The sequence below is a fragment of the Acaryochloris sp. IP29b_bin.137 genome (assembly GCF_028285745.1).
Lineage (GTDB): Bacteria > Cyanobacteriota > Cyanobacteriia > Thermosynechococcales > Thermosynechococcaceae > Acaryochloris.
In genome coordinates this window covers 24,610-48,438 of the sequence record NZ_JANQOP010000122.1, presented here as the reverse complement: position 1 = coordinate 48,438, position 23,829 = coordinate 24,610, and the positions used below count along the sequence as shown (strand labels likewise).

General features: G+C 47.4%; 17 protein-coding genes and 1 pseudogene. 6 read left to right on the top strand and 12 right to left on the bottom strand.

Features of this window, described 5'->3' with window-relative positions:
* Positions 1 to 245 precede the first annotated feature (245 nt).
* The 7 genes and pseudogenes from ung to Q0991_RS09320 form a co-directional block, all read right to left on the bottom strand.
* Positions 246 to 947: a uracil-DNA glycosylase gene (gene ung / locus Q0991_RS09355; RefSeq protein WP_299487694.1), complete on the bottom strand. Its 702-nt coding sequence runs from the start codon at positions 945 to 947 to the stop codon at positions 246 to 248.
* A gap of 576 nt (positions 948 to 1,523) precedes the next feature.
* Positions 1,524 to 1,877: a DUF1851 domain-containing protein gene (locus Q0991_RS09350; RefSeq protein WP_299487692.1), complete on the bottom strand. Its 354-nt coding sequence runs from the start codon at positions 1,875 to 1,877 to the stop codon at positions 1,524 to 1,526.
* Between the two features lie 35 nt (positions 1,878 to 1,912).
* Positions 1,913 to 2,763, bottom strand: a pseudogene (locus Q0991_RS25130) (DMT family transporter).
* 159 nt (positions 2,764 to 2,922) lie between these two features.
* Positions 2,923 to 3,570 (bottom strand): alpha-ketoglutarate-dependent dioxygenase AlkB, encoded by a 648-nt coding sequence (locus tag Q0991_RS09335; protein WP_299487687.1) that lies wholly within the window; start codon positions 3,568 to 3,570, stop codon positions 2,923 to 2,925.
* A 54-nt stretch (positions 3,571 to 3,624) separates the two neighbouring features.
* Entirely contained in the window at positions 3,625 to 4,347 is a 723-nt protein-coding gene (locus Q0991_RS09330) for a hypothetical protein (protein WP_299487685.1), read from the bottom strand.
* 203 nt (positions 4,348 to 4,550) lie between these two features.
* Entirely contained in the window at positions 4,551 to 6,095 is a 1,545-nt protein-coding gene (locus Q0991_RS09325; RefSeq protein ID WP_299487683.1) for a LirA/MavJ family T4SS effector, read from the bottom strand.
* 98 nt (positions 6,096 to 6,193) lie between these two features.
* Complete coding sequence (locus Q0991_RS09320) at positions 6,194 to 7,990, bottom strand: ABC transporter ATP-binding protein (protein WP_299487681.1); 1,797 nt, start codon at positions 7,988 to 7,990, stop codon at positions 6,194 to 6,196.
* Between the two features lie 241 nt (positions 7,991 to 8,231).
* On the opposite strand from Q0991_RS09320, the gene Q0991_RS09315 reads away from it, so the two are divergent.
* From Q0991_RS09315 to Q0991_RS09295, 5 genes are all read left to right on the top strand, one after another.
* Positions 8,232 to 8,714, top strand: a complete 483-nt coding sequence (locus Q0991_RS09315; RefSeq protein ID WP_299487679.1) for an SMI1/KNR4 family protein — start codon at positions 8,232 to 8,234, stop codon at positions 8,712 to 8,714.
* 231 nt (positions 8,715 to 8,945) lie between these two features.
* Positions 8,946 to 9,860, top strand: coding sequence for a hypothetical protein (locus Q0991_RS09310; protein WP_299487678.1), 915 nt, complete (start codon positions 8,946 to 8,948; stop codon positions 9,858 to 9,860).
* A 124-nt stretch (positions 9,861 to 9,984) separates the two neighbouring features.
* Complete coding sequence (locus tag Q0991_RS09305) at positions 9,985 to 10,470, top strand: hypothetical protein (protein WP_299487677.1); 486 nt, start codon at positions 9,985 to 9,987, stop codon at positions 10,468 to 10,470.
* Positions 10,471 to 11,119: 649 nt separating this feature from the next.
* Positions 11,120 to 11,527, top strand: a complete 408-nt coding sequence (locus tag Q0991_RS09300) for a hypothetical protein (RefSeq protein WP_299487676.1) — start codon at positions 11,120 to 11,122, stop codon at positions 11,525 to 11,527.
* A gap of 843 nt (positions 11,528 to 12,370) precedes the next feature.
* Positions 12,371 to 13,489 (top strand): AAA family ATPase, encoded by a 1,119-nt coding sequence (locus Q0991_RS09295; protein ID WP_299487674.1) that lies wholly within the window; start codon positions 12,371 to 12,373, stop codon positions 13,487 to 13,489.
* A gap of 4 nt (positions 13,490 to 13,493) precedes the next feature.
* On the opposite strand, the gene Q0991_RS09290 is transcribed toward Q0991_RS09295, so the two are convergent.
* The 5 genes from Q0991_RS09290 to Q0991_RS09270 all read right to left on the bottom strand — a co-directional run bounded on the left by Q0991_RS09290 (position 13,494) and on the right by Q0991_RS09270 (position 22,352).
* Positions 13,494 to 14,348, bottom strand: coding sequence for a DNA-formamidopyrimidine glycosylase (locus Q0991_RS09290; RefSeq protein WP_299487672.1), 855 nt, complete (start codon positions 14,346 to 14,348; stop codon positions 13,494 to 13,496).
* A gap of 40 nt (positions 14,349 to 14,388) precedes the next feature.
* Positions 14,389 to 14,682 carry a photosystem I reaction center subunit IV gene (locus Q0991_RS09285; protein WP_366524931.1) on the bottom strand — a complete coding sequence of 98 codons (294 nt, stop codon included), beginning with the start codon at positions 14,680 to 14,682 and terminating at the stop codon, positions 14,389 to 14,391.
* 151 nt (positions 14,683 to 14,833) lie between these two features.
* Positions 14,834 to 16,006, bottom strand: a complete 1,173-nt coding sequence (locus Q0991_RS09280; protein WP_299487671.1) for a histidine kinase — start codon at positions 16,004 to 16,006, stop codon at positions 14,834 to 14,836.
* A 176-nt stretch (positions 16,007 to 16,182) separates the two neighbouring features.
* Entirely contained in the window at positions 16,183 to 19,719 is a 3,537-nt protein-coding gene (locus Q0991_RS09275) for an AAA-like domain-containing protein (protein ID WP_299487669.1), read from the bottom strand.
* A 62-nt stretch (positions 19,720 to 19,781) separates the two neighbouring features.
* A complete protein-coding gene (locus Q0991_RS09270; RefSeq protein WP_299487667.1) occupies positions 19,782 to 22,352 on the bottom strand; it encodes an AAA-like domain-containing protein in 2,571 nt (856 codons plus the stop codon).
* Between the two features lie 436 nt (positions 22,353 to 22,788).
* On the opposite strand from Q0991_RS09270, the gene Q0991_RS09265 reads away from it, so the two are divergent.
* Positions 22,789 to 23,823 (top strand): rhodanese-like domain-containing protein, encoded by a 1,035-nt coding sequence (locus Q0991_RS09265; protein WP_299487665.1) that lies wholly within the window; start codon positions 22,789 to 22,791, stop codon positions 23,821 to 23,823.
* Positions 23,824 to 23,829: the final 6 nt, after the last annotated feature.

Genomic DNA, 23,829 nt, shown 5'->3' with positions numbered 1-23,829 from the left:
AAACTGCTCATCCGTGAGTTTGGTAATTGGGCTGAAGTCAATGGTATAGGCAGTCACGACATTATCCCCATTACTAAATCACACATTCATCTGTTGCTTAAAAATCGAAGAATTCGCTTTTGAGTTTTGTGCATGACTGGTGCATGGGAGCATGAGTGGACATAACAGATGCACCAACGAGGCGAAGCCCTTCTCAAATCGTAAAGCTTATTTTTGAAGATGCCCAAGCATTTATCAAGTTCCTTCTAAAGTGACCAGGAAATCGGTTCAATGCCATTCTTTTGCAAATATGCATTGGCTTTAGAAAAATGCTGGTTGCCGAAGAACCCCCGATGGGCAGATAGCGGTGATGGGTGAGGCGAGGTCAGCACTAGATGCCGTCTGCGATCAATGATTTTGCCTTTTTGTTGGGCATAGCTGCCCCACAGCAAAAATACGAGATGTTCGCGTTGTTGGTTTAAGGCACTGATAATGGCATCGGTAAATTGCTCCCAGCCTTTGCCCCGATGAGAAGCAGCTTTATGCTGTTCCACGGTGAGGACGCTGTTGAGTAGTAAAACACCTTGGTCTGCCCAACTTTGTAGGCAACCGTGTCTGGGTGGTTGAATCCCCAGGTCCTGTTCAATTTCTTTGAAAATATTGACCAGAGAAGGGGGTGGCGCAACGCCCTCTGGAACGGAAAAGCATAAACCATGAGCTTGCCTGGGACCGTGATAGGGGTCTTGGCCAAGAATCACAACTTTGACGTGATCAAAAGGGGTGCTGTCCATTGCATTGAACATCAGTGAGCCACGGGGATAAATTGTTTTGCCAGCAGCCTTCTCCGCCTTGAGAAACTGTTTTAGCTCCTGCATATAGGGAGTAGTGAATACATCCTCCAGTACTGCTTTCCAGCTTGGTTCAAGTTTAATCGCGCTATTTGAGGGGGGAGTGGCTTCTGTTGTCATAGGAGGATCTGTTTTTCAAAAAAGGGGGAAATTCACTGAAGTGGGTTTGTTTGGCAAGGGCGCAAAACTAAGACTATTCAGCACCAGTTAGTTGAGCTGCAACTTGAGTACGAAATATTCATTACAACTATCAGCCTACCTACAAAATTGAAATCATCAACGCTTTTCTGTGTATGCTTCCAGAAAGTATTCATAACAATCAAAATCAAATATGACGTGATCGCAGTACAAGCGACTCAAATATCTAACGTGCTCTATTTTTAACGGATAGACAAACACCATCTCTGGGTCGTCAGAAATATCGAGGCCAAATTCTATACTGAAATCTCTGGGGTCAAAATTAATTAGCTTGTGATCTTTAACCCATCTATCTCCTTGGCGTTCATAGACAGATAAGTAGTGACAAGCGTCATGGGCTAAAGAATTGGGCATATGCGTGAGATATACACAGTATCAACAGATATCTGAATTCAGCGGAGCTGATAGATAGGCTTAATCAGTGACTGTGAGTTTAATCTTGGTACCGTCTGGTAAGTCTTTTATCTGTTTTTCAAGATCGCCTGAGCATGCGATGACTTATGCACGAGTTTTTGTGCCAATATTATCTCGATTGTATAACCCACCCAAAACGCTAGGAACTTTAAGACAGTAGCAGCACTCAGGTGGAAGCTTGCCATGGAGTTCTTGGCCTATTTCAATCAGTCTAGACATCTCCCAATCGCTACGAAACTCTTCATCCCTAGACAGTTCGTCCATCTCTTCAGCATTTGTAGCAATGATTTCACAGTACAGATCTTCAAGACAAATTCGCCAGTATGTACCTACATCATCGAGAACAATCAAATTTCCAAAGTCATTTTGCGCGACAATCTTAGCCGCTTGCATCCCACACCAACTCCAAGATTTCTGAACTGTGACACGTAAATCCATATTCTGAACTCAGATTACATAAAAGAGTGATCAACTCAGGTTGCTTCGGTTGGAGATTTCTCCAAGATGGCCAGGGCGATTCCTCCCAGAATGGCACTGGACGGGACCACTAGGCGCAGGGTTAGATTTTCACCGAGAAAAAGAATCCCTCCTGTAGCGGCAATGACGGGAACACTAAGTTGGACTGTCGCCGCAGATGTTGCCGTCAAATCTTTTAAGGCCGTGTACCAAATGGTATATCCGAGACCTGAAGTAACTGCACCTGCAGCGACTGCATATAGACAACCTGCCAGGGTTAATGACGTTGCAGAAACCATCGACAGACTCAGTCCCAAAGTAAATGGGACTGCTCTTAAAAAGTTGCCCGCCGTCATTCCCATGGGATTGCTAGCCGTTTTGCCGCGTAAGGAATAAATCCCCCAGGCAATGCCCGCAGCGATCATCAGGGCAGAACTGTGGAGCGGGGTGCCGAGAGACCCGGTAATAGGAACCCCACCAGACCCACCAGCGCCATCATAAAACCAGCAATTTGCTGTTTGCTCAAGCGTTCTCCAGTCCTAAATCCATATCCGATCATGGTGATCTGGACTGCCCCAAAGAGCAGTAACGCCCCCGTACCAGCAGCTAGCTTGATATAAGCAAACGAAAAGCCTGCTGCATAGATAAAAAGTGCTAAAGCAGAGGGCCAATTGCCTTCTGCTTTAAGGCTTCTACCCTTTATTTGTGTGATCAATCCCAGGATAATCGCACCAGCAATGAGCCGAATTGATGTAAAGGTTGCTGCATCAATGGGTGTTTCTCTGAGTGCTAACCGACATAGGATAGAATTTCCAGCAAAGGCAAGCATGGCCAATACCGTCAGGGTCAAACCCCGTGGATGAAACATCCCATCAGTCCTCAACAACCAATTTTTGAAAACACTACGTCATTACAATCTTATAGGTGCTGCCCCATTGGCTTGGTGAGTAATGAATTAAGATACCGTAGCGATAGATGCTATCTGGAAGCCAGCGGTGATGGGCAAGCACTTGTCCAACCTTGTCATTTACTGAATGATGCGAAAAGTGAGATTAATCCTCGGATCAACAGGGCGTTTAGTTTTGGGCACATGATGTTGCCAGAAATGCTGTGTTGGGCCTTGCATCAGAAGCAAGCTACCGTTGGTTAGATTGAGTTCTACCTTAGGTATTGATTTATCCCCTTTATACCTCAATAAAAATCGTCGGCAACCACCAAAACTCACTGAACCAATCACCGGATTAAGGCCTAATTCAGGCTCATCATCACTATGCCAACCCATACTGTCCTGACCATGACGGTATAAATTCAACAACACACTATTAAATTCCACCTGAGCAATCGTCTCAATGGCAGCTTTGATCTGAAGCAACGTCGGTGTCCACAGCAACGGTTCCATGCGGATACCGGAATAGCGATAGGTTTTACCTGGATCGCCATACCAGGCCGTTAGTCTAGGCAAAAGGTGATGACGGCCAAAGAGGGTTGCTGAGTCCTGTCGCCAAGCAATTTCTGCTTCAAGGGCTGCAAACATCTGCTCGCAGTTTGTGTCATTGAAAAAGCAGGGATAAAACAAAACCTCTGCATCCGGCATCTGTAGCCGTTGTACCTGACTAGCAGAGGTTAATAGAGAAATCTGGTGTGGTTGGTAATTCTGTTGATTGAGCTTGCGCATTCAGTTCAGCACCCTAATCTCTATATCCATGATCTTAGGGTGTCTGAACTGTACCTAGGATTTGGGAACAACGATCTTAAATTCGTATCCTTCGAACTTATTGACGCTGTTGGTAAATTGAGCAGTGGTAAAATTCGGCCCGACCCAAGTCACAATTTTCTTTTCAATTTTCTCCGGCTCGACTTCGCCATATTTTTCAGCAAATGCTAAAGCCACTTTGTCATAGGGATGATCCTTTCTGATCGCCGGATCGAAGATCAGTGAAACGCTGTATAACGTCCGCTTCCCTTCTGGATCTTTTTTATCTTTGAGGAAGCTAAATTTGTACTTATCCACACCAGGAACCTCTTTTGCTGGCACCTCGCTAAACCCAAACTTGGAGATCTTCTCTGCACCAGGTAGGATCTTGCCTACTTCTTCTGGACTCATTCCGCGCTTGAAATCATATCCAGAGACTGCTTTGGGCAGCCAGCCATCCTCCTCACTCCCAATGATGGCCGCCAAGTCTACTTTCCCTGAATTAACAGAAGATGCTAAGGTTTCAGTCCCAGAATTTGAATTGTCAGCACTTTCCTCCGCAGCATTGGGATCTGCGACCGAGCGATCGAGAGATTCGGTTGAGGTGTCTGAGGCAGAGGTTTCAGATGTGATCTCGGCAGCGGATTCAATATCTGCAGGGGCTTCTGCACTACTGCAGCTGACTAATAATCCAAGGCTGAGGGGAAGTAAGGCTGAAATAACTGATTTTCGTTTAGGAGCCTGAGTCAAGCGATGCATGATGTACCGTTCATTCCTACGATTTTAATTTAGGCAATCTTGGCCCAATTTGCCAAGACATTTGCCCAGAGGAGACTGCTTGAAATGCAGAGCAGGAACCTTCGTAAGATTTATGCCATTAAAAATCTGAAAATATTGAGATATCAAACCTCAATATTGAACTGTTTATGCCGTTTGTATTTTGTTTAAGAAAATGAATAAAATTATTTCTTCTGATCTTTAGATTTATGCCAATATGCAACTTGAAAATTATCTTGATCAGGATTAACTATATCTTGAAATAATTTTTCTTTTCTATCTTGCATAAACTCAAGACATGCTTTTTCTCCATAGAGGCTTATTGCTTCTCCTAAGTTCGGAAAATCGCTTTTGCTTTCCTGGTTTTTATTAAACATAGAATTGAAGTATTGGTTGATGGTATCGGGACTACGACCAGTGTCAGAAAAAATCAACCCTTGTTCTTTTGCACGTTCATCTGTAGGTACAGTATCCACTAAAATATCCCATAGAGATCGATCTGGACTTTTTTCACGTGGATCATTAGGGTTTGTTTCTTGATACCTTCCATATTGTGGCACTGTTACATATAGTTCCTTGGGAGACTTATTCCCATAAGGTTGAGGATTATTGAGTACTTCTTTGGCAATGGCATACCATTGAATACGATGAGATAAACCTCCGTGCGAGACGAATGATGGATCTTCCCATGTGATGCCTTGGCTGACTAATTTATTGAGAAAATAGTTAGCACTGATAGTGCCAAATATGATTGCGGGTCCAAATACATCTTTCTCATCTATTGTCACAGAATCGACATTTAAATTAATACTCTTTTCAAACTGCGTCAATTCGTCTACTAAATCACCGTACTGAAGTGGATTCTCTTTCTCTGAGGCTCTTTGTTTTAAGCTTGTTTCTAAGTCTATTAACCGCTTTAAGAAACGTCCTTTATCTTCTAAAAAAACGCCTATATTGGCATAAATCTCATCATACATTTGAAGTTCTTGAGGTCGATGGGGCAATTTCTCCTGGATTGTTTCTAAAATTGCTTTTTTCTTTTTCTCTTCCCATTCTTTTTTTTGCTGAGGATCTTCTGGTGAACTCTCCCATGCTCTCAAAATTATTGGTGTTTTAACCTTGGAGACGGTTATGGTCGTATCGGTACTCGGAAATTTATGAGTCGGGAAGACTGAAATATCTTGCTGCCGATGCCGAGTTCTGGCATGGCTCATCACCGATTGTTGTGCAAGATGTACAGGAGAATGAGCTACATCTGGCAGATGCTGTAAATACGTATGTTGTGGTTGCTGAAGATTGGACTGCTGAGCACTCGACTTTTTTTCTCGATGCTTGAGAGAGTTGGTTTGTCTCAAGATTAAGGGTGATTTGAATATAGGTGGCCTGTTTGAAACCCAAGATTGTGTTGCAGGCTCTGGCACCTGTGCTCGTGCAGGTCGGTTAATGTTAGGTGTTTGTAGATGAGTAACTTCTGTCCATGGTGTTCCCAATCTCGCCCACTTTTCTCTTCGGGTTGCCCATTCTGCTAAACCCTCCTCATTAGATTTTGCTTGAATGGTAGGAGCTTGGATCTCAGAACTCTGAGGTATCTGTATTGGCGCTAATTGAACGGCAGGACGATTAGTAGACTTTTTCTTGCGTGAATCATAAGTACGCATGAATGGCTCCCCTACTAGTGCTTGAAATTGATTCAGCCAGAACAGCTCACATCTGCCCATTGAGAGAGCCATACCTTGACACCTATTTCAATCCTAAGAGGGTGCGTCAACAAATTGCCTCACTTTTTGTCTCAGTTGTTCCAAACTTTTTTATGGCGCTGATCGAACCACTACACTTCAACTCGCTGTCCGGTTTGTACCCGCCAGAGTTGGGCATAAATGCCATTGTCAGCCAGCAACTGTTCATGTTTACCCTGTTCGACAATCCGGCCTTGCTCCATTACATAGATACAGTCAGCATGGCGGATGGTGGATAGGCGATGGGCAATGGCAATTGTCGTTCGATTTACCGTAATCCGGTCTAAAGAGCGCTGAATCGCTGCTTCTGTTTCGTTATCCACGGCAGACGTGGCTTCATCCAAAATTAAAATGGGCGGATCTTTGAGAAGCGTGCGTGCGATCGCAAGTCGTTGCCGTTGTCCCCCAGACAGCTTCTGCCCCCGTTCTCCCACAATGGTGTGATAACCCTGGGGCAGTTGGGAAATAAACTCATGGGCTTCAGCATTTTTAGCTGCCTGTTCCACCTGAGCCTGATCAATCTGAGGTTGGCCATAGGCAATATTTTCGTAAACCGTACCGTGGAACAGAAATACATCCTGGCTCACCAGGCCAATGGCTTGGCGCAAATCCTTTAGCTGCAAGGTCTCAATGCAAATTCCGTCTAAGGTAATATCCCCCGTATGGGCTTCATAAAACCGTAGCAGCAGCTTAACCAGCGTACTCTTCCCCGACCCTGTGGAGCCGACGATGGCAATAGTTTCGCCTGCAGGAATCGCTAGAGAAACATTATGGATAATCGGTAGTCCCGGATAGTACTCAAAGGAGACATCCTTAAATTGAACTTCACCCTTCACCTGGTGGACGGGTAAATTGAGATGCCCTGGGTGGATTTGGATCGGCTTATCCAGTAAGGTCATGACCCGCTTAATGGAAGCCATCGCCCGCTGGTATTGATCGAGGGTTTCCCCCAACCGAGTCAGGGGCCAGAGCAGGCGTTGGGTGAGAAAGACTAAAACGCTATAGGTGCCGACTTCTAGGCGATTTGCCATTACTTCCATACCGCCAAACAGCATAATCGCCATAAACGCCAGCAAAATCAAAATCCGAATCAGGGGAATAAACGCCGCACTCAAGGCAATGGCGCGACGGTTGCTCTGGCGATAAGCATCGCTATCGGTTCGCACCTGTTGGGCTTCGAATTCCTCCGCTGTAAAACTCTTGATCGTCACCATGCCGCTGAGGTTATTAGCGAGACGACCATTCAGAAAGCTGACTTTTTCGCGGACTGCACCATAGAAGGGGGTTAATTTTTTTTGAAATGCGATCGCACCCCAAATAATCAAGGGAATCGGCAGCATCGCCATCCACCCCACCGTGGGAGCCAGAATAAAAAAGGCGCTGCTAATAATCACCACTGTGGTGATCACCTGGAGAATATCGTTGGCCCCGCCGTCCAAAAACCGCTCTAGCTGGTTAATGTCGTCGTTAAGGATGGACATCAATTCGCCCGTACTGCGCTCCTCGAAATAGGCAAGCTCCAGATTCTGCAAATGCTGATAGGCATCTAAGCGCAGGTCATGCTGCATCGTCTGAGCTAAGTTGCGCCACAGGCGGGCATAGGCATATTCAAAGACGGACTCCAGTCCCCAAATAATGGCGGAAATAATCGACAAGGCCACCAATTGCTGAAAAACATCGGTAATGCCTAGGGTTGCAATCAAAGAATCTTGGCGCTTGACCACAATATCCACTGCCGCCCCAATCAACACGGGCGGTGCCAAATCAAAAATCTTGTTGAGGACAGAACAAGCTGCCGCCGACCGGATTTGAGAACGATAGACTCGCCCATATTTGAGCAGCCGAGTTAGGGGGTGCAGAGTCTTGGAGCCAGAAGGATGTCTTGCCATAAGTCGATGGGGAAACCGCAGTCATTGCTGAGATGCTTTTTCAGCGTACTGCTTTGCCGCTCTCCTAGGGGCGAGTCATCCTAGATTTCTTGTATCCAAGCTGAAGCATAGGTCAGATTCAGTCCGACACAAAATTGGAAGTTCTGAGTGTTCAACAATACTTGAGGTAATCCCTTGGGTAATTGATAAAAAGCAGTTTTGCGGTTACTTTTGAAGGACTTGGCAGTCAGTTTAGATAGACATGGACAGCATTGAATTTCAAGGCATATCGTTTCGTGTAACCACTCTACCCCTACGCCCCCTCTCGATTCAAGCTCTGTCAGCGGTGGAAGATCATCTAGGATTTTTATTTCCAGAAGATTATCGTCAATTCGTCACTACCCTCGGGCCTGGAATAACCAACCTAAGCATACAAACTCTTTCACCACAGAGAATTGTAGACATCTTCCTAAGTGAAGTTCGTGAGAGATTGTCTGATTGTTGGTTTTGGGACAATAGCCCCAATGTGTTAACACAAGCTCAAGCCGTTGAATGTGTCCCGTTCTTCGATAGCAATCTTGGTGATGATATTCTTTTTCATCCCTCTGACCCCAATCGCTGGTTCATCCTAGGTCATGAAGAAGAGGAAGTTGTTGTGGTTCACTCGTTCCAAGAACTTTTTGATTTTTATTTGAAGATATACGATGATTTGCGACCTCCCTATGAATTCGACAGCAACGCATAGCTAATCAGTGAGAGCCGGGGTAGTCCTTTTTTCTTCTTCACCAAAAGCATATTCTTGGCACAGCGCTTGTTCCACTGCCCAATTGAATTCCAGACGGTATATTCTTGAGCCTGACTTCAAATTGACTTATGCTTTTGGCTTAAAGATGCTGTGGTTTGACTCCATCAGGCTTACACATCTTTCGCATTAGCAATTCCGTGGGAGAAGTAGTGATTTAGAGGTATTAAGGGTATGACTGGGGAAATGAGCTGGACGCCGACTGAAAACGTTGTTCGCCATGTCGGGAGTCCCATTATTCCAGACATGGAGTTTTTCACACCCCCCCCACCAGAAATTGGGGAAATTATTTCAGCAGATAGCACCCTATCCCGTTCTAAACAGGCCACCCAAGCCCAGGAGCGCATCAAAAACTGTATGTTTTGGGCCAGCGGGGGAGCTTTAGTGGGTTGCTTTATTGCATTTTTGGCAGACAGCTCCGTCCTGATTTGTGCCCTGATTTTTACGGTACTCGCGACTATCACGGGTTTCTTAGTCACCCAATATTTCTATCAATGCTCTTATGTGGGCGAGCATGGGATTGCCCTTTACAGTCTCAAAGGGAGTCGTTCTGCCCAACCCAAAACCCAAATTTTTCTGTTTAAGGATGGTCAGAATCTGTTTACTCAGCAAACTCGAAATTACTATAACGGTGTCTATACCGGCACCACATTCAACTATTGGTGGACTCGACTTTCAGGGCCAGAATTTAGGTTAAAAGGGGCTTACCGTAGCCAAGAGGGGAACCCACCCGCAGACAACTTATATCACTTTGTTAAAGCGGCAGAGGGACAGTGGAGCACCCATCTCTTACCCGTTATCAATGAACAACTCAATCAACTGGGGTATGTTGAGTTCCCCATCGGCAAGACCTTGCGCATGGTGCGAATTGGGTCTGGCTTTATGGAGTTTGTGGAAAAAGATGGTCCCCATAGAGTCGAGGTCGCCGATATGAAAGATATTCGTTTAGGAGGCGGAATATTCCAGTTCAAGCATAAGGATGCTAACTGGTGGTCTGGGAAAGGCAAGTATTCCTTCGGCTATGCTGCAATTCCCAATGCCCGGTTATTTTTGATTTGCCTCGATCGATTAACGGGCATCCACTGGTAAGCGGCATCCTGATCTGGACTAGCGCAGAGTCAAGTTCTATGGCAAATCCTTGCCGTTGGTTTGTTGCGCCCGCCAGCATGGAAGTAGATGCCCTTTGGGGCAAGATGGAATTGGAGGTTTAAAGATGAAACGATATTGGGTCTTCCTATTAGCCCCTGTTAGCTTGATGGTGGCTAGAGCGGTCAGTGCAGAGACGATTGAACTGCAGGTCTATCCTACCAATGGCCCCAACCAAGGCTGCCCCGAAAAGATGATTGCTTATCAAACTCGGCAACCCTACCAGGAAGGGGGCTATGCCACGGATGGCATGGTGAGTCTGAGTGCGATCGCAACCAACATCACCCTAGCCCCCAAAGAACCTTTTAGTGCCATCTGGATCGGCACCTTAAAGCCCCAATATCGCAATTGCGAAGGCACCGCTGGCATGTTCAAAATTGATGGGAAAGAACATACTGGCCCTTCTTTTATTCGATTACAACTGATCAAAGGCAAAGCCAAAGTCATTTTAGATATGACCGGAATGCGAGATGTGAATGGATTCACCACCCAAATCATCAAAAGTGGCTTACGCCAAGGAAATCCCCGCTGGACTTGGGGCGGCACCGACTGAAACAGTTATAGTGAATGGCTATGACTAGCAGTTTCAGAGGCATTTACCTAGATGATGTGCCCATTATGTTCTCCTGCCTGGGGTCAGTAGCTGGCATCAACTATAGCTAACTTACCTGTCGAGATTCATCCTAACGCCCAACTTTCCCAAGGATGAGGGAAAACTGATGGTAGCGAGATATCGGTTCATCATCCTATCAGTCAAACCTGTAGACGAAATGATGCGTCTGTAGATAGTTATCTAAAGTACTGATTGCATGTGAAGCCATCATGACAACATCTAAGAGACTGCCACAATGACCTTTCATTGCACGTATTGCGGACATAAAGTCGAAACAGAGCAAGAACAACCTGGGCAATCGATGACTTGTCTGAACTGTGCTGCTGTAGTTCAAGTCCCTCGTCACCAGGCTATCAGAATTTCAGATTCGCCCCAGCCCAGCTCTAGGAGGCCAGCATCTCAGCAATCTCAAGGTGGTATTTATCGACGCATTTTTCTCATTAGTCTGTTAGCATGCTTAATCTTTGGTGCTCTAACCGCGATATACTCACTGTTCACATCCAGTTTTGGTACCACTCAAGGAACTATCTTGCTGACCACGGTCTCTTTCGGTGTGTATAGTTTGACGGGGTTGTGTTGCGCGACCATCATGGATCATCCGCACTATCGTGGACTTGGTCAAGTAGGGATTATGATATCCATGCTAGGCGGACTGTGGGCTTTTATGACGAATATGGCTCTGATGTCAAATCTGGGAGAATTTGGAGGAGGAGCAATACAGCTTCGCTTTTCTTTTCTTGTTATCGCAATTGCTTTTGCCCATAGCGCTTTACTGCTTAGAATAAATACTGCTAATACCACTGTAAAAAGCGTGCGATATCTGACTCTTAGCATAATCGCTACATTTACAGTTGTGCTAGTTAGTAACATTATGGCTCTAGGGAATTTCCCACACCAGGCTTGGAGACTATTTATTGTCCTCGCTATTTTGAATGTGCTAGGGACACTGGCAACTCCTCTCTTACATGCAGCAACAAAGGAACCAAAAGCTAGCTGATAAAGGTTTCTTGCAATACTTTTGAATTCAGTGGAATGGCTGAAATCCTCCAGAAATCCGTCGAGTAGATTGACCGAAACAAACTAAAAAACTCCCGTCAAGACCATACTTGACGGGAGTCACCACGCTTGAATTAGGTTAAAAGCTGGCTTGTGCCGCCATGACGCTGTACACCACATAGGCAATCAGAGAAGCAGCCCCAATTACAGCACCCAGAACCAATACTCCATCTTTTGAAACAGGCATAAATCTCTCCTTGTCTTATTGAGAATAGTTGAAATAAAAGGGATATAAAAAACTCGCCTCAGATAAACTGAGGTCACCCAATCAACAACAGGGAAGAACCTCCTTGCTATCGGTGGGATTCGAGAAATGGGTCATTAAATCTGAATTGTCAGAGTCACTAGTCCCTAAGTGAAAGCCGCTCAGGTTTTCGCAGCTTTGGGAATGCAGGCATTGTAGATCTAAACGGGGCGGGTTGAAATCGTTACTAGAGCTATCGAGATCACCTCCTAACCTTTTTCTGATCTAGCCAAGGTGTCCAAACCGCTGTCCAGATTGGCTTAAGCTAAATTTTGCGCACCACGTATAAATGTCATAAGGGACATGATAAGTTTTTCAACTTGAAAGCCAGCCTATGTTGACTGTCGCGATTGTTATCAAGAATGGCTTTAGTCCCAACAGCTCTATGATTTTTATCAACAACTCAACGACCCATCCAAAGGCGTTGTGCGTGAATCAGATCAGCCTCGTCAGGTTGCTCCTATCCCAATAATCACGCTCACAACCCGTTCTTGAGCCACGAAATATCCGATAATTGACTTTGATATTTTGCGATGTACTATGGCTGCCAAGACAAAAAAACGGTCAACCACAGCTGAGCAGACGGCCATCCTCCGGCAACATGCTGAACAACAGTTTGCAGCAGAACTCGAAGAACTTCGCAAAGCCGACACTCGTCAACGCCCGGCGAACTGGCAACTTTCTCCATGGGCCGTCTCTACCTATTTACTGGGCGGCACCTTAGACAACGGATTTGAAGTCTCAGCCAAATATATTGGCAATCAACGCTTAATGGAAATTGCGATTGCCACCTTGACAACCGATCGCGCCCTCCTGCTGTATGGGGTTCCGGGTACTGCCAAATCTTGGGTATCGGAACATTTAGCTGCTGCGATCGCAGGGGATTCCACCTTACTGATCCAAGGCACCGCAGGCACCAGTGAAGATGCGATTCGGTATGGCTGGAATTATGCCAAGCTCCTGGCAGAAGGTCCTTCCCTAGATGCGATCGTGCCCAGTCCCCTTATGCAGTCCATGGGCCAGGGCAAAATTACCCGAATTGAAGAACTGACTCGGATTCCCGCTGATGTGCAAGACACATTGATTACGGTTCTATCGGAGAAAACGTTACCGATTCCTGAACTGGGGGAAGAGATTCAGGCTACGCAGGGATTCAACGTGATTGCCACCGCTAATAATCGAGATAAAGGGGTCAATGATCTGTCTAGCGCTCTCAAACGTCGCTTCAATACCGTTATTCTGCCCTTACCCGACGATACAGACTCTGAAGTCAAAATTGTGCAAGAACGGGTTCAAAACCTAAAGACCGCCCTCGATCTCCCAGCAGAATCCCCAGCCCTAGCTGAAATTCGACGAGTGGTCACCATTTTTCGGGAGCTACGCAATGGCCTAACCGAAGACGGCAAGACCAAACTCAAGTCTCCCAGCGGCACCTTGAGCACAGCCGAGGCCATTTCCGTGGTCAATAGCGGCTTGTCCCTGGCTGCCCATTTTGGCGATGGCTCCCTCCAAGCCCATGATTTAGTATCTGGGTTAGTAGGGGCCGTGGTCAAAGATCCGGTGCAAGATCAGGTGGTCTGGAAAGAATACCTGGAAACCGTGGTTAAAGAGCGAGACAACTGGAGCGACCTATATCGAGCTAGTCGCGAGGTGCTCTAGCATCTCAGCTTTCCGGCTGGCACTGAGGGCAAAAATGAGTCGAGCGGCCCACAAGTTTGATGCGCTCAATGGTGTGACCGCACGTTCGACAAGGCTGACCGTGGCGTCCGTATACCCAAGCCATGCCTCCATAATTGCCGTTCACGCCTTTGAGATCTCTAAAGTCACTAAAGGTAGTACCGCCTACACCAATACTGGTAGACAAGACGTCGATAATCGCAGTTCGCAGCCGTTGCACCTGTTCAACCCGCAGTTGATGGCATAACGTCGTGGGAGAAATCCCACTCATAAACAAAGCTTCATCCGCATAAATATTGCCGACTCCCGCTACCAAGGCCTGATCTAACAAAGCACTTTTAATTGAGCGTTTACGACCTTGCAGGGAGTTACTGAAATACTTTAAGGAGAACTCCTCGGAAAATGGCTCTGGCCCTAACTTTTGCAGGCCACTGATAATCGTTTGAGGATCTTCTTGCGGCGCCACCCACCACATTTGACCAAAAGTTCGCTGATCTACAAATCGAAGTTCGCAATTATTGCCAAAAAATAGACGTACGCGGGTATGCTTCGGCACAGGCACATCTTGAGTCAGCCAAAGCAGCTGTCCTGTCATGCGCAGATGTACCCCAAGCCAGCCAGTCTGGCCATTAGCAGATAAAGATAGCTGGCTCAGTAAATATTTTCCACGACGCTTCCACAACAAAAAGGTCGCATGTTGCAACCCTTGGATAAACGCTTGAGAAGATTGAGGGTGGGCAATGGTACGAGGGTAAAGTACTTCCCCACCCAAAACTTGCATCCCAACGGTTGCCTTTTCTAAGCCAAGCCGAACAGTTTCAACTTCAGGTAGCTCAGGCATTCAAGCAAGCTGTTGGGATATATCTTGTCATGAAAGCAAGTTAGCTGTCGCCTTCTGCTTTGGGCGCTTCTGCCTTAGGAGCTGCGGCGGCAGGCTTAGCTGCGGGCTTTTTACCCCCTTTAGGTGCCTCGACCTCTTCGAGTTCGTGAAGCCCGAAGTTATTGGTGTTGATACCTGCAGCAGTACCGCTGATTCCGTTGTAGTTACAAGTATCAAAACGAACAATCACAGGATATTTAATACCGCTTTGATCAACGGAGGCGACGGTGCCGATTTCACGAAACCAGTAAGACTCCGGACGGAGAATTCTAACCTTAGAACCGCGTTGAACCATGAATCTTTTACCTTATTGAAATTGCAAACGAAGCATTGATCTCAGACTACTATGGTCTTGGTGCACTCCCATCCCAAAATCTATAAAATTTTATAACTATCGTAAAAATGGATCGCTTTTTCACGCCCTTATAGTCTTTTAGGGATCCAATTTACCGATAGACAGGCAACGTAAAATGAAAGCAGCTTCCGTGATTGGGGGCAGAATCCACCCAGATTTCTCCGTAGTGGTTACCCACAATCCGCTTGCACAGCGCTAGCCCCATGCCGTACCCTGCCTGTTTTTGATCGCGGTCCAGACGATATTGGTGATCAAAAATATATTGCTGTTTTTCCTGGGGAATCCCTAAACCATTATCGCAAATGCTGACCTGCACTTTTTGCGTCGTGCGGTGCAAAACGGACAGCGTAATCGCCCCTCCCTCCGGCGTATATTTCATGGCGTTATCCAGCAAGTTGAGAATCACCTGCTGAACCTGATCTGCATCAGCATGGACATTAGGGATATCTGGGGGAATATCGCTTTCAAGTGACTGGGACTTCGCCTTAAGAGCATTCTGAAGCCTTAAGGCGATTTCTTGGCAGAGTCCACCTAAATCCAGTTGTTTAGGATGAATTTTAAGGTCAGGTTCATTGCCTTGCGAAGCTTCAAGAAGATTGGTGATCATGCGCTCAATGATCTGGGTTTGGGCATAAGCATGTTTCGTCAAACGCTGGATTAGAGCCGGCGCTAAATTTTGAATCATGTCATTGTCATCATCCCATTGTCCCGTCAGAGTCTCTAAAGCGATGGTCGCTGCCGTCAATGGATTACGGAGATCATGGGCCAGCATCGTAATCATGCGATCCTTGAACTTGAGCTGATCCTGTAAGGCTTCATTCTCTTGTCGCAGACGGAACATTTGATCCGAGAGCTGCATCAGTTGAGCCGCATCAGCAAAGGAGGTTGAATGATCTTCTAGGCTAATTTGATCTTCAAACACCCCATTCGGAGATAGGGAATGTTGCCAATAGGGCCAAGATTCTTCTAACTGAGAGACCAAATTGCTGCCCGCCAAAATATGTCGAGGTTCGGGTCTAATTTTGACTAAAGCAGGGGTTGCAACCAGTTTGTAATGCTCCACCAAATACGGCTGTTCTGCCACTTCAACCACATGCAGTTCAAAATCACAATCGGGTTTTAGGGTCTCTAAATATTGAGAGATTTGATGAATTTGCTCTTTAGCGGTTGTGCGCTTATCCACAAACAGCAACAACTGTAGTGAAGCATCTGACTTGACTACAGAATGTAGATGTTCGATGGGGGGCTCGGAAGATGATTTCATTCCGGCAAACGGATCGGAATAGGTAGGGAAACGGTTGGCAAACGATTCCGCTCAGTGACGTTTATGGGCTGATTTAACTTCATATTAGTTGACAACGTCTCATACTGGATCAGGCCAGTGAGGTATACGGTGATTGAGCTACCATTCGGATGCAAAGCAACCCTTATCTGCTTATTTTAACGTTGAGGACAAGCATTAGTAGCATCAGGATGTCGCTGTTGATAAGTCTGGAGCCATTGACAGCCGCGATGTAACAGTTGAGCAAGAGTGCCGGTTTGCCAAATCCGAACAACGTCATCTTTGCCGACTGTCATTAAAGACTGGCTATCCGCTGCAAATTGCAGACTATATACAGCCCCTTGATGTCCCATGAATTCTGCTAATTGTTGCCCTGTGAAGGTCCAAATTTTGACGATGCCATCTTGACCTGCGGTTGCGAGGCGCTGGCCATCCTGACTGAGCACTAGGCGAAGAATATCATTGGGATGACTCTGAAACTGGTGCAGCAATTGGCCCTGGATAGACCAAAATTTAACAGTGCCTGCTTTGCCAGCCGTCACTAGCTGTTTGCCATCAGGGCTAAAACGAACATCGCTCAGCCAACCTTGCTGGGCATCAAATTGGCTCAATACCTTGCCCAAAGGCGTCCAGACTTTAATTTGTCCGTCTTTGCCAGCCGTCACCAGTTGTTTGCCATCAGGGCTAAACCGAATGGCCCACACCGGCTGGGTAGATGCTTCAAAGTGTCGATGGTCTCTGGACGCAAAATCCCACAGATGAACGCTACCATCGTTAGCCGCTGCTGCCAGCAATTTACCATCTGGTGCATAACTCAGGGCATACACGCCTTTTTTATCGACGAGATGTGCTTCCCGTTGACGGCCCTGCAAATCCCACATGCGCACGTAGCCGTCTTCTCCAGCGGTTGCGAGTTGTGTTTGATCGGGGCTAAATACTACATCGTTTCCCTTATCGTGGGCTTGTTTTTCCCAGAGTAGGTCTCCATTGGTTTGCCACAGCCGCAACATCCCATCTTTTCCGGTTGTCGCCACGGTATCTTGCTGTGGATGGATCGCCACACTCCAAATACTTTGATGTTTTCCTGCCCATTGCTGTTGACCTGCGAGATCCCACAAGTGGAGACTACCATCTCTACCAGTGGTCAGTAGACGCTTACCGTCAGGACTGAAGCTAGCGCTACTCACTAGACCGGAATGCCCTTTCAGTTCCGCTAGTTTTCTTCCTGCATAATCCCAAATTCGAATGGTACTGTCTTCTCCCAGTGTCACCAGTTTTTCTCCGGTGGGACTGGCATCAACGAGGTACAGTGAGGTTTGACTCCCCCGCCACACATTCAAAGGCTGTGCACTAGATGCACTCCAAAGACGAATCAGACCATCCGTACCAACCATGGCAAATCGTTGCTTCTGGTAGCTTTGGGTAGAGGGCGCACTGGCTAAAAAGCTGACGCTGTTAAGTTTTAGATTAGGATTAATTCGACTTTTCCATTCACTCAGTTTCTGACCAGATAGTGTCCAAGCTTGCATGGTGCCGTCTGTTCCTACGGTGATCAAGGTCTGCCCATCAGAACTAAAACTTAAGCTACTCACCGTTTGATGATTGGCCGTGAACTGAGCCAGTCGCTGACCAGTTTGATCCCAGATATAGACCTGACCGTTGGTGGAAGCAGTCGCGAACTGGTCACGACTTGGGCTAAACCGAATACTTCTCAATTTGCCGATTGGTTGTGGCAGGGTGGACTTAAGATCACCCTCAGCATCCCAAAACTGAAGCTGCCCAGTTAAGGAAATCGTCAAAACTTGGTCATTTTTGAGGAAAGCAGCAAATTTGGTGCCTTTCGGGTTAGCTTGAAATTCTTGTAGCTGTTTACCTTGTTGAGACCAAATTCGGACATATCCATCTTTCCCTGCCGTGATCAGCTGTTTGCCGTCAAGACTAAACGAACCGCTATAAATACGCCCCTTGTGTCCCTGCCAGGTGTTGGTTTCATAGATATTGTCCAGAATACTTTGCAGTACAAAAATGGGTTTGACGGTGGGATAGTCCTGCAAGGAGCGTTTGGCAGGCACCAAGTCTTGCAGTTTTTGGCCCAGCTCAATGGCAGATTGCAAGGCTTGGAGTTGGTTGGTGGGAAACTGCCGCAGGGTAATCACCCCTTCCTGTTCCAAACCAAGACTTTGCTGCGATTCTTGTAGATCTCGGCCGGTGCGAATCCCCACTGCAATGGCCAAAACGGAAATACCGGAGACGAGTGCTAAAGCTGCGATCGCAACTCTGAAAATCCGGCGGGCCTTCCGATGGGCTTCCGTTAGAATTTCATTGGCTTCTTCAATCGCCTTTTTAGATTGCCGTTCAGTTTGGAGGCTAACTTCAACCGCTTGCTTATCGGCGTTTTGGCTCGCACTTAAAAACTGGTAGTCTTGATCACTTAAACTCTTGGAATTTGACCAAGCAAGGGCTTCCCGTAACGCTTGTCCTCGTAGCAGCCGCGACGGATCTTGTCCTCCAGTACGCAGCCAAGATTGCATCACAGCGGCATAGGGTCGCAATTGCGCTAATTGGTGTTCCACCCAGGCCAGATCAAAAATTTCTGCATAGATGCGATTGTGGATATGAAGCTGTCCCTGCTGCTGAATCACCAATCCCGATAACAGAAGTTCCATCTGCTCTGCACTGTTATCGATGGGGATGCCGATTTGCCAGTCGGGTTGGTCTAAGAGTTTCTGATAGCTGCCGAGTAGCCGTCCGGCCCGTTTCTCGTTTTGCAGCAGGCGATTGCGGATCGTACGGAGATGCTCCGGTTCATCTTGAGCTTCCCAACTATGGAGAATGTGCGACTGCACTAGCTCGGTAATGGTTTTTGCTTCTTCACCGGGGGGGATGGTGGGACCCGTGGCTAAGAACTTACACAGCTTTTGGGTCAAAAAGGGTTGACCATTCGTCCAACCTAAAACGGCTTTCACCAAGCGTTCTGGGTAATCAGAGATCTCACCCAACCCCAAGGTGAGGGGACGAATTTCTGAGGTTTGAAAACCCTGCAGCCGAATGGCTCGGCCGATATTAAAAGGGGTGCGCTGCTGGTCTTGAATCAGCTGCGAAGGCGTGGCAACACCGAACAAGGCAAAGGTAAGTCGCTTAAAATCATCGCGATCTACTCGGCTGTTGTAATGGGCCCGCAGCAGGGCAAAAAAGTCATCAGCAGAAAAGCTCAGACTGAGCAAACTATCGACTTCATCAATAAAGATAACCATGTTCTGGGGGACATGGGCAAACAGGACCTGCTCAATAAAATCAGTCAAGCGTTGAGCGGGGGATAATAGGGTGCGATCTCGCCACCAAGACCGCAAATGAAATTTATCCCCGAGCTTAAATTCGCTGACTAATGCTCCAATTAAACTGGCATACCATTGCTCAGCCGTAATATTTTGGCTGCCAATTTTGGTGACATCAATCGAGGCACAGGCAAACCCTTCCACGGTCAATCGCTTCATAGTGTGGACGCGCAAACTCGACTTGCCCATCTGCCGAGCGGTAAGCACATAGCAAAACTCACCTGCTTTTAAGGCTTGATACAAGTCGCGATCGGCCTGCCGGACCACATAGGTGCGAGTATCAACGGGTAAGCTGCCCCCAACCTGATAGGGATTAATAGGTGACGTATCTGGCGTCCAGCCTGAAACAGAGATATCCATATACAAACCATAACGGGTGGGTAGTCCTTAGGGGACGAGCCAATAGTCTCAAAATATCACCCTTATTCGTTGGCCTCTTTGTCAGTAGCCACCGTCGCAAAATACTGACGATACAAATCGCAGCGGGGTTGCGCCCCGTTGCCGACCAGCCGAATGAGACCTAAGCTATGCAGCTTAAACAACACTGATGGTTCGAGAGAAATTGCCTGATCTGACGTGACGACGGCAATAAAGGCTTTAGCCAACTGGGCGTGCTGCTGCAAATTCCACCAGTGGCCCCGTAGGTGATCGCGGAAGAGTCCTGCTTCTGTCGGTGCCGTTTCTAGCAGTTGATCAACAGTTATATCCCCTTTGGCAACGTGATACAAGGCCAGCCGGGTCAGATAGGGATGTCCACCGATGAGGGTTTGGAGCTGAGTGATTTGGTCTTTATCCCAATCTAGGTTGTGAAGCTTTGCCAATTGACTAATTTGAGCCAAGGAAAATTCGGGTAAATCAATGGGTAAGCCGACATTAAAGGGGGACTGATTGGTATTGAGAGGGATATAAACCTCTGTCGCATGGACCACAATCAGCCGTAGCTTTTGCCAAATTTCTTGGTTTTTGGCTTCCTCGTGCCAGGCACGGAGCAGGCCAAAGAAGTCGCTAGCAATTTCGGGGTATTCGAATACTCGGTCGACTTCATCCAGGGCTAATGTTAGCGGACCATCCAATTCAGGCAGCACATATTCTTCAAAATAAGCGGTGCAGTTGTATTTGCTACCAAAAATATCATCCCAAGTCTCGGCAATCCGGTTGGGCAAGCGCAATCGGCGGCTGACACTGGCGCAGAGCCACTGCAAAAGCTTATCTAGATCGGTAAACACCTTGCCATCTGCCAATTGTAAGTTCAAGGACACCGTATTCAATCCTTGACTGGAGGCTTCATGGAGAATTCGGGCCATCAGTGAGGTTTTGCCCATTTGCCGAGGGGCTTTAATTCGAATTAACGAACCTGGTTGGATAACGGTTTCAGCACAGCGCAACTCTATCGGCGGTCGCTCAATATAAAATGCGGACGCTACATTCACCTGCCCCTCAGGCAATTCTGGCTCGGCGACGGGTAACGGGGGCGCATCCGATCCCTGCTTAGGGGGCGGCACTGTTGGAAACGAACCGGAACTGACTTGTCCAGTGGTTCTGGCAACTGACTCGCTGGCCTCTAAGGCGGCCAAAATATCTTGGACGAGGTTGGAGGTATCACTGGCAGACCGCCAAATACGCTGCTGTAACCGATGCAAATAGCCTCGTAATTCGTAATTCAAGGAACCATCCATCGGCAAATCAACCCGAATGGGTACAATCTGGGGTCGCTGTTTCGAACGGCTCTGATGCAGCGCTTTGACGGCTCTCACTTCCTGTAGCATCAGCTCGCTATGGGCCGAGGCCCGCGATAAAAGCAAGATGTAAAAGTCACAAGCTTTGAGGGCGTGATCAATATGCTGCGCCCAATTCTCTTTTAATTCCAAACTCTGCGTGGACATAAAGGGCTGATAGCCTGCTTCTTTAATCGCTTCAAATAAATCCTTGGCCACTTGCAGCTCAGGTTCACGGTTTAAGGCACTAATAAAAACCTGGCTGGTCACTTCTGCAAAGGGTTGTGTCGCACTTTCTGGATCTGCGGAGAGGGCATCTGATCCTAGAGAGTTCCGGACAATTTGAGGGGTGGTTGGGTTGCTGCGTTTTTCAGTGAGCTCAGGATCGTCGGCCCACAGGTTTTGTACGGGCGATCGCAGCATTTTACCGACTTTTTTGAACCATCCTGACGACGGTTGAGCTTGCAGATCCTTTAAAACCTCTTCCGCCGATTGATATCGATATTGAAAGTGATAGCGTACCATTTGCTGCAGCACATCCCCTAAGGCTGGGCTCACAGGCACTTCTTCCTGCCAGTCAATTTCGCCCTGGGCTGTTTGGGTAAATTGGGTCGGATTTTTGCCAATAAAGGCCTCGATGCCAATCATCCCTAAAGCGTAGAGATCGCTATTGGCGCGGGGCCGGCCTTGGGCCTGTTCAGGAGCCATGTAGCCAGGCGTCCCAATAGCAATCGTCCCTCCCACTGGCAGCGGCTGATGAGGATCGCTGCTCAGTTCCTTCCTCAGCTGCTTGACTGCGCCAAAGTCAATGAGGACTAGTCGACCATCCTGCTGGCGGCGGATAATATTTTCGGGTTTGATATCGCGATGGATGACATTGAATTGATTGATGAAGGCCAAGATGGACAAGATATCCAGCAAGAGTTGGGTGACTTGTTCTTCTGACCATCGACAGCCCTGGGGTAATTCTTTGCGCAGTAAGGGGCCGGGGATGTATTCCTGAACCAAATAAAACTCTTGTTTTTCTTCGAAGTAGGCTAACAAGCGCGGTATCTGATCATGGCTCCCCAATTTCTCCAGCATGACGGCTTCCCGCTCAAATAGAGACCGAGCTTTTGGCAGAAACTCGGGATCTCGTTTTGCTGGCTTGAGATGTTTGACTACACATTGTGGGCGATCGGGTCGATGAATATCTATGGCCAGGTAAGTTTGACCAAAACTACCACCACCAAGGGTGTCCTGAACTTGATATCGTCCACCGAGGGTTCGACCGAGCATAATCCGTAATGCTTGTGTGAGAGGTGTACAGTCTCATCGCTACCCATGACCCTCAACACTGTTGACCATGGATCTGGAATAAAACTATTGTCACGCGTTTGGCGAGCAAAGCGGAGGTTGGATGGTTAGCAAATACCTAAACCCAAACGTATCCTAACTGGTTGTGGATAAGGTTGTTGTGATTTTGGCATCGTTACGGTTTGCTAAGAGGCTCAAGAGAGTTCAAGTAATTCCCAGTAAAGCCCCCATTGATGCCATGATCACGCTATGGCCTGTAGGATGATCACAACCTGGCTGGCCAAATATCGATAGCGGTTGGTACTGCTGTCAGCGATAGGCTCCCTTGGACGTGACGCCCTACAATGACCAGCCACAACAATGTTTGTAATTTAGCAATTTTTCATTCGGGTCTAGTTAACTGCTGGTCATAAATAAGATGAAGCATAAATCCCACCCTACCCAGGTGATCAAAGCAGTCGCTCTAGGAATAGTGCTGTGTTTGGGTGCGATCGCACTGACGTATACCCTTACTACCCGCTCTCCAGCGGAACTGCCCCAGGCTGCTTATGTACAGCGAACTCAGACCCCTAATCTTGCGCAAACCTGGATTGTCAGTGCCTCTGAAGCAAAAACGTTGATTGACCAAGGCGCGACGCTTCTAGATGCCCGAAGTAATCAGTGGTTGGGGCTTAATCGGTTGCCCGGTAGCGTATCGGTTCGATGGCAAGACTTTTCGCCCCAGCACAAAGTGAGCAAGGGGAATCTGCTTGATAATAATGCACGGCTTGCTCAGAAACTGAAAAAACTAAAAATTGCTCAGAATCGTCCCGTCGTGGTGTTTGCGAATCCGCCGCGAGGGTGGGGAGAAGAGGGACGCATTGTGTGGATGTTGCGGACATTAGGGCATCAGCAGGTGGCAATGGTGGATGGTGGATATACGGCCCTAGTGCAGGTGAACCCTATTCCAACCACACAGCCAAGGATCGGGAATTTTGCCATCCATAGAAATGTCGCATGGCAGATGCAGCAAGCAACCCTCAAAGCATCACTAAAAAACGCCAATTTGGTCATTATCGACACGCGTACACCGAAAGAATATGCTGGAGCTACTCCCTATGGCGAGCAACGCCCAGGGCATATTCCAGGGGCAGTGTCGCTTCACTTCCGTGATTTATTAACCCCGCAGGGTATGCTGTTACCCCAAGCAGAAATCCTGGCGAAGCTACAAAGGATGGGCATTACTCGAGATAAAGAGATTGTGGCCTACTGTACCGGGGGAATCCGCTCTGGGTGGCTAACCGTTGTCCTTACTGACTTGGGTTTCCAGGTGAAAAATTATGCAGGATCGATGTGGGAATGGTCTGCCGGATCACCCCAGGAATATCCGCTCACAGTCAAGTCCGAACTGCTGAGTCGGTCTTGTTTAGAAGAAACCCATGCCAATCAAGGCTTTTCAGAGACGATAGGATAAAGGCAG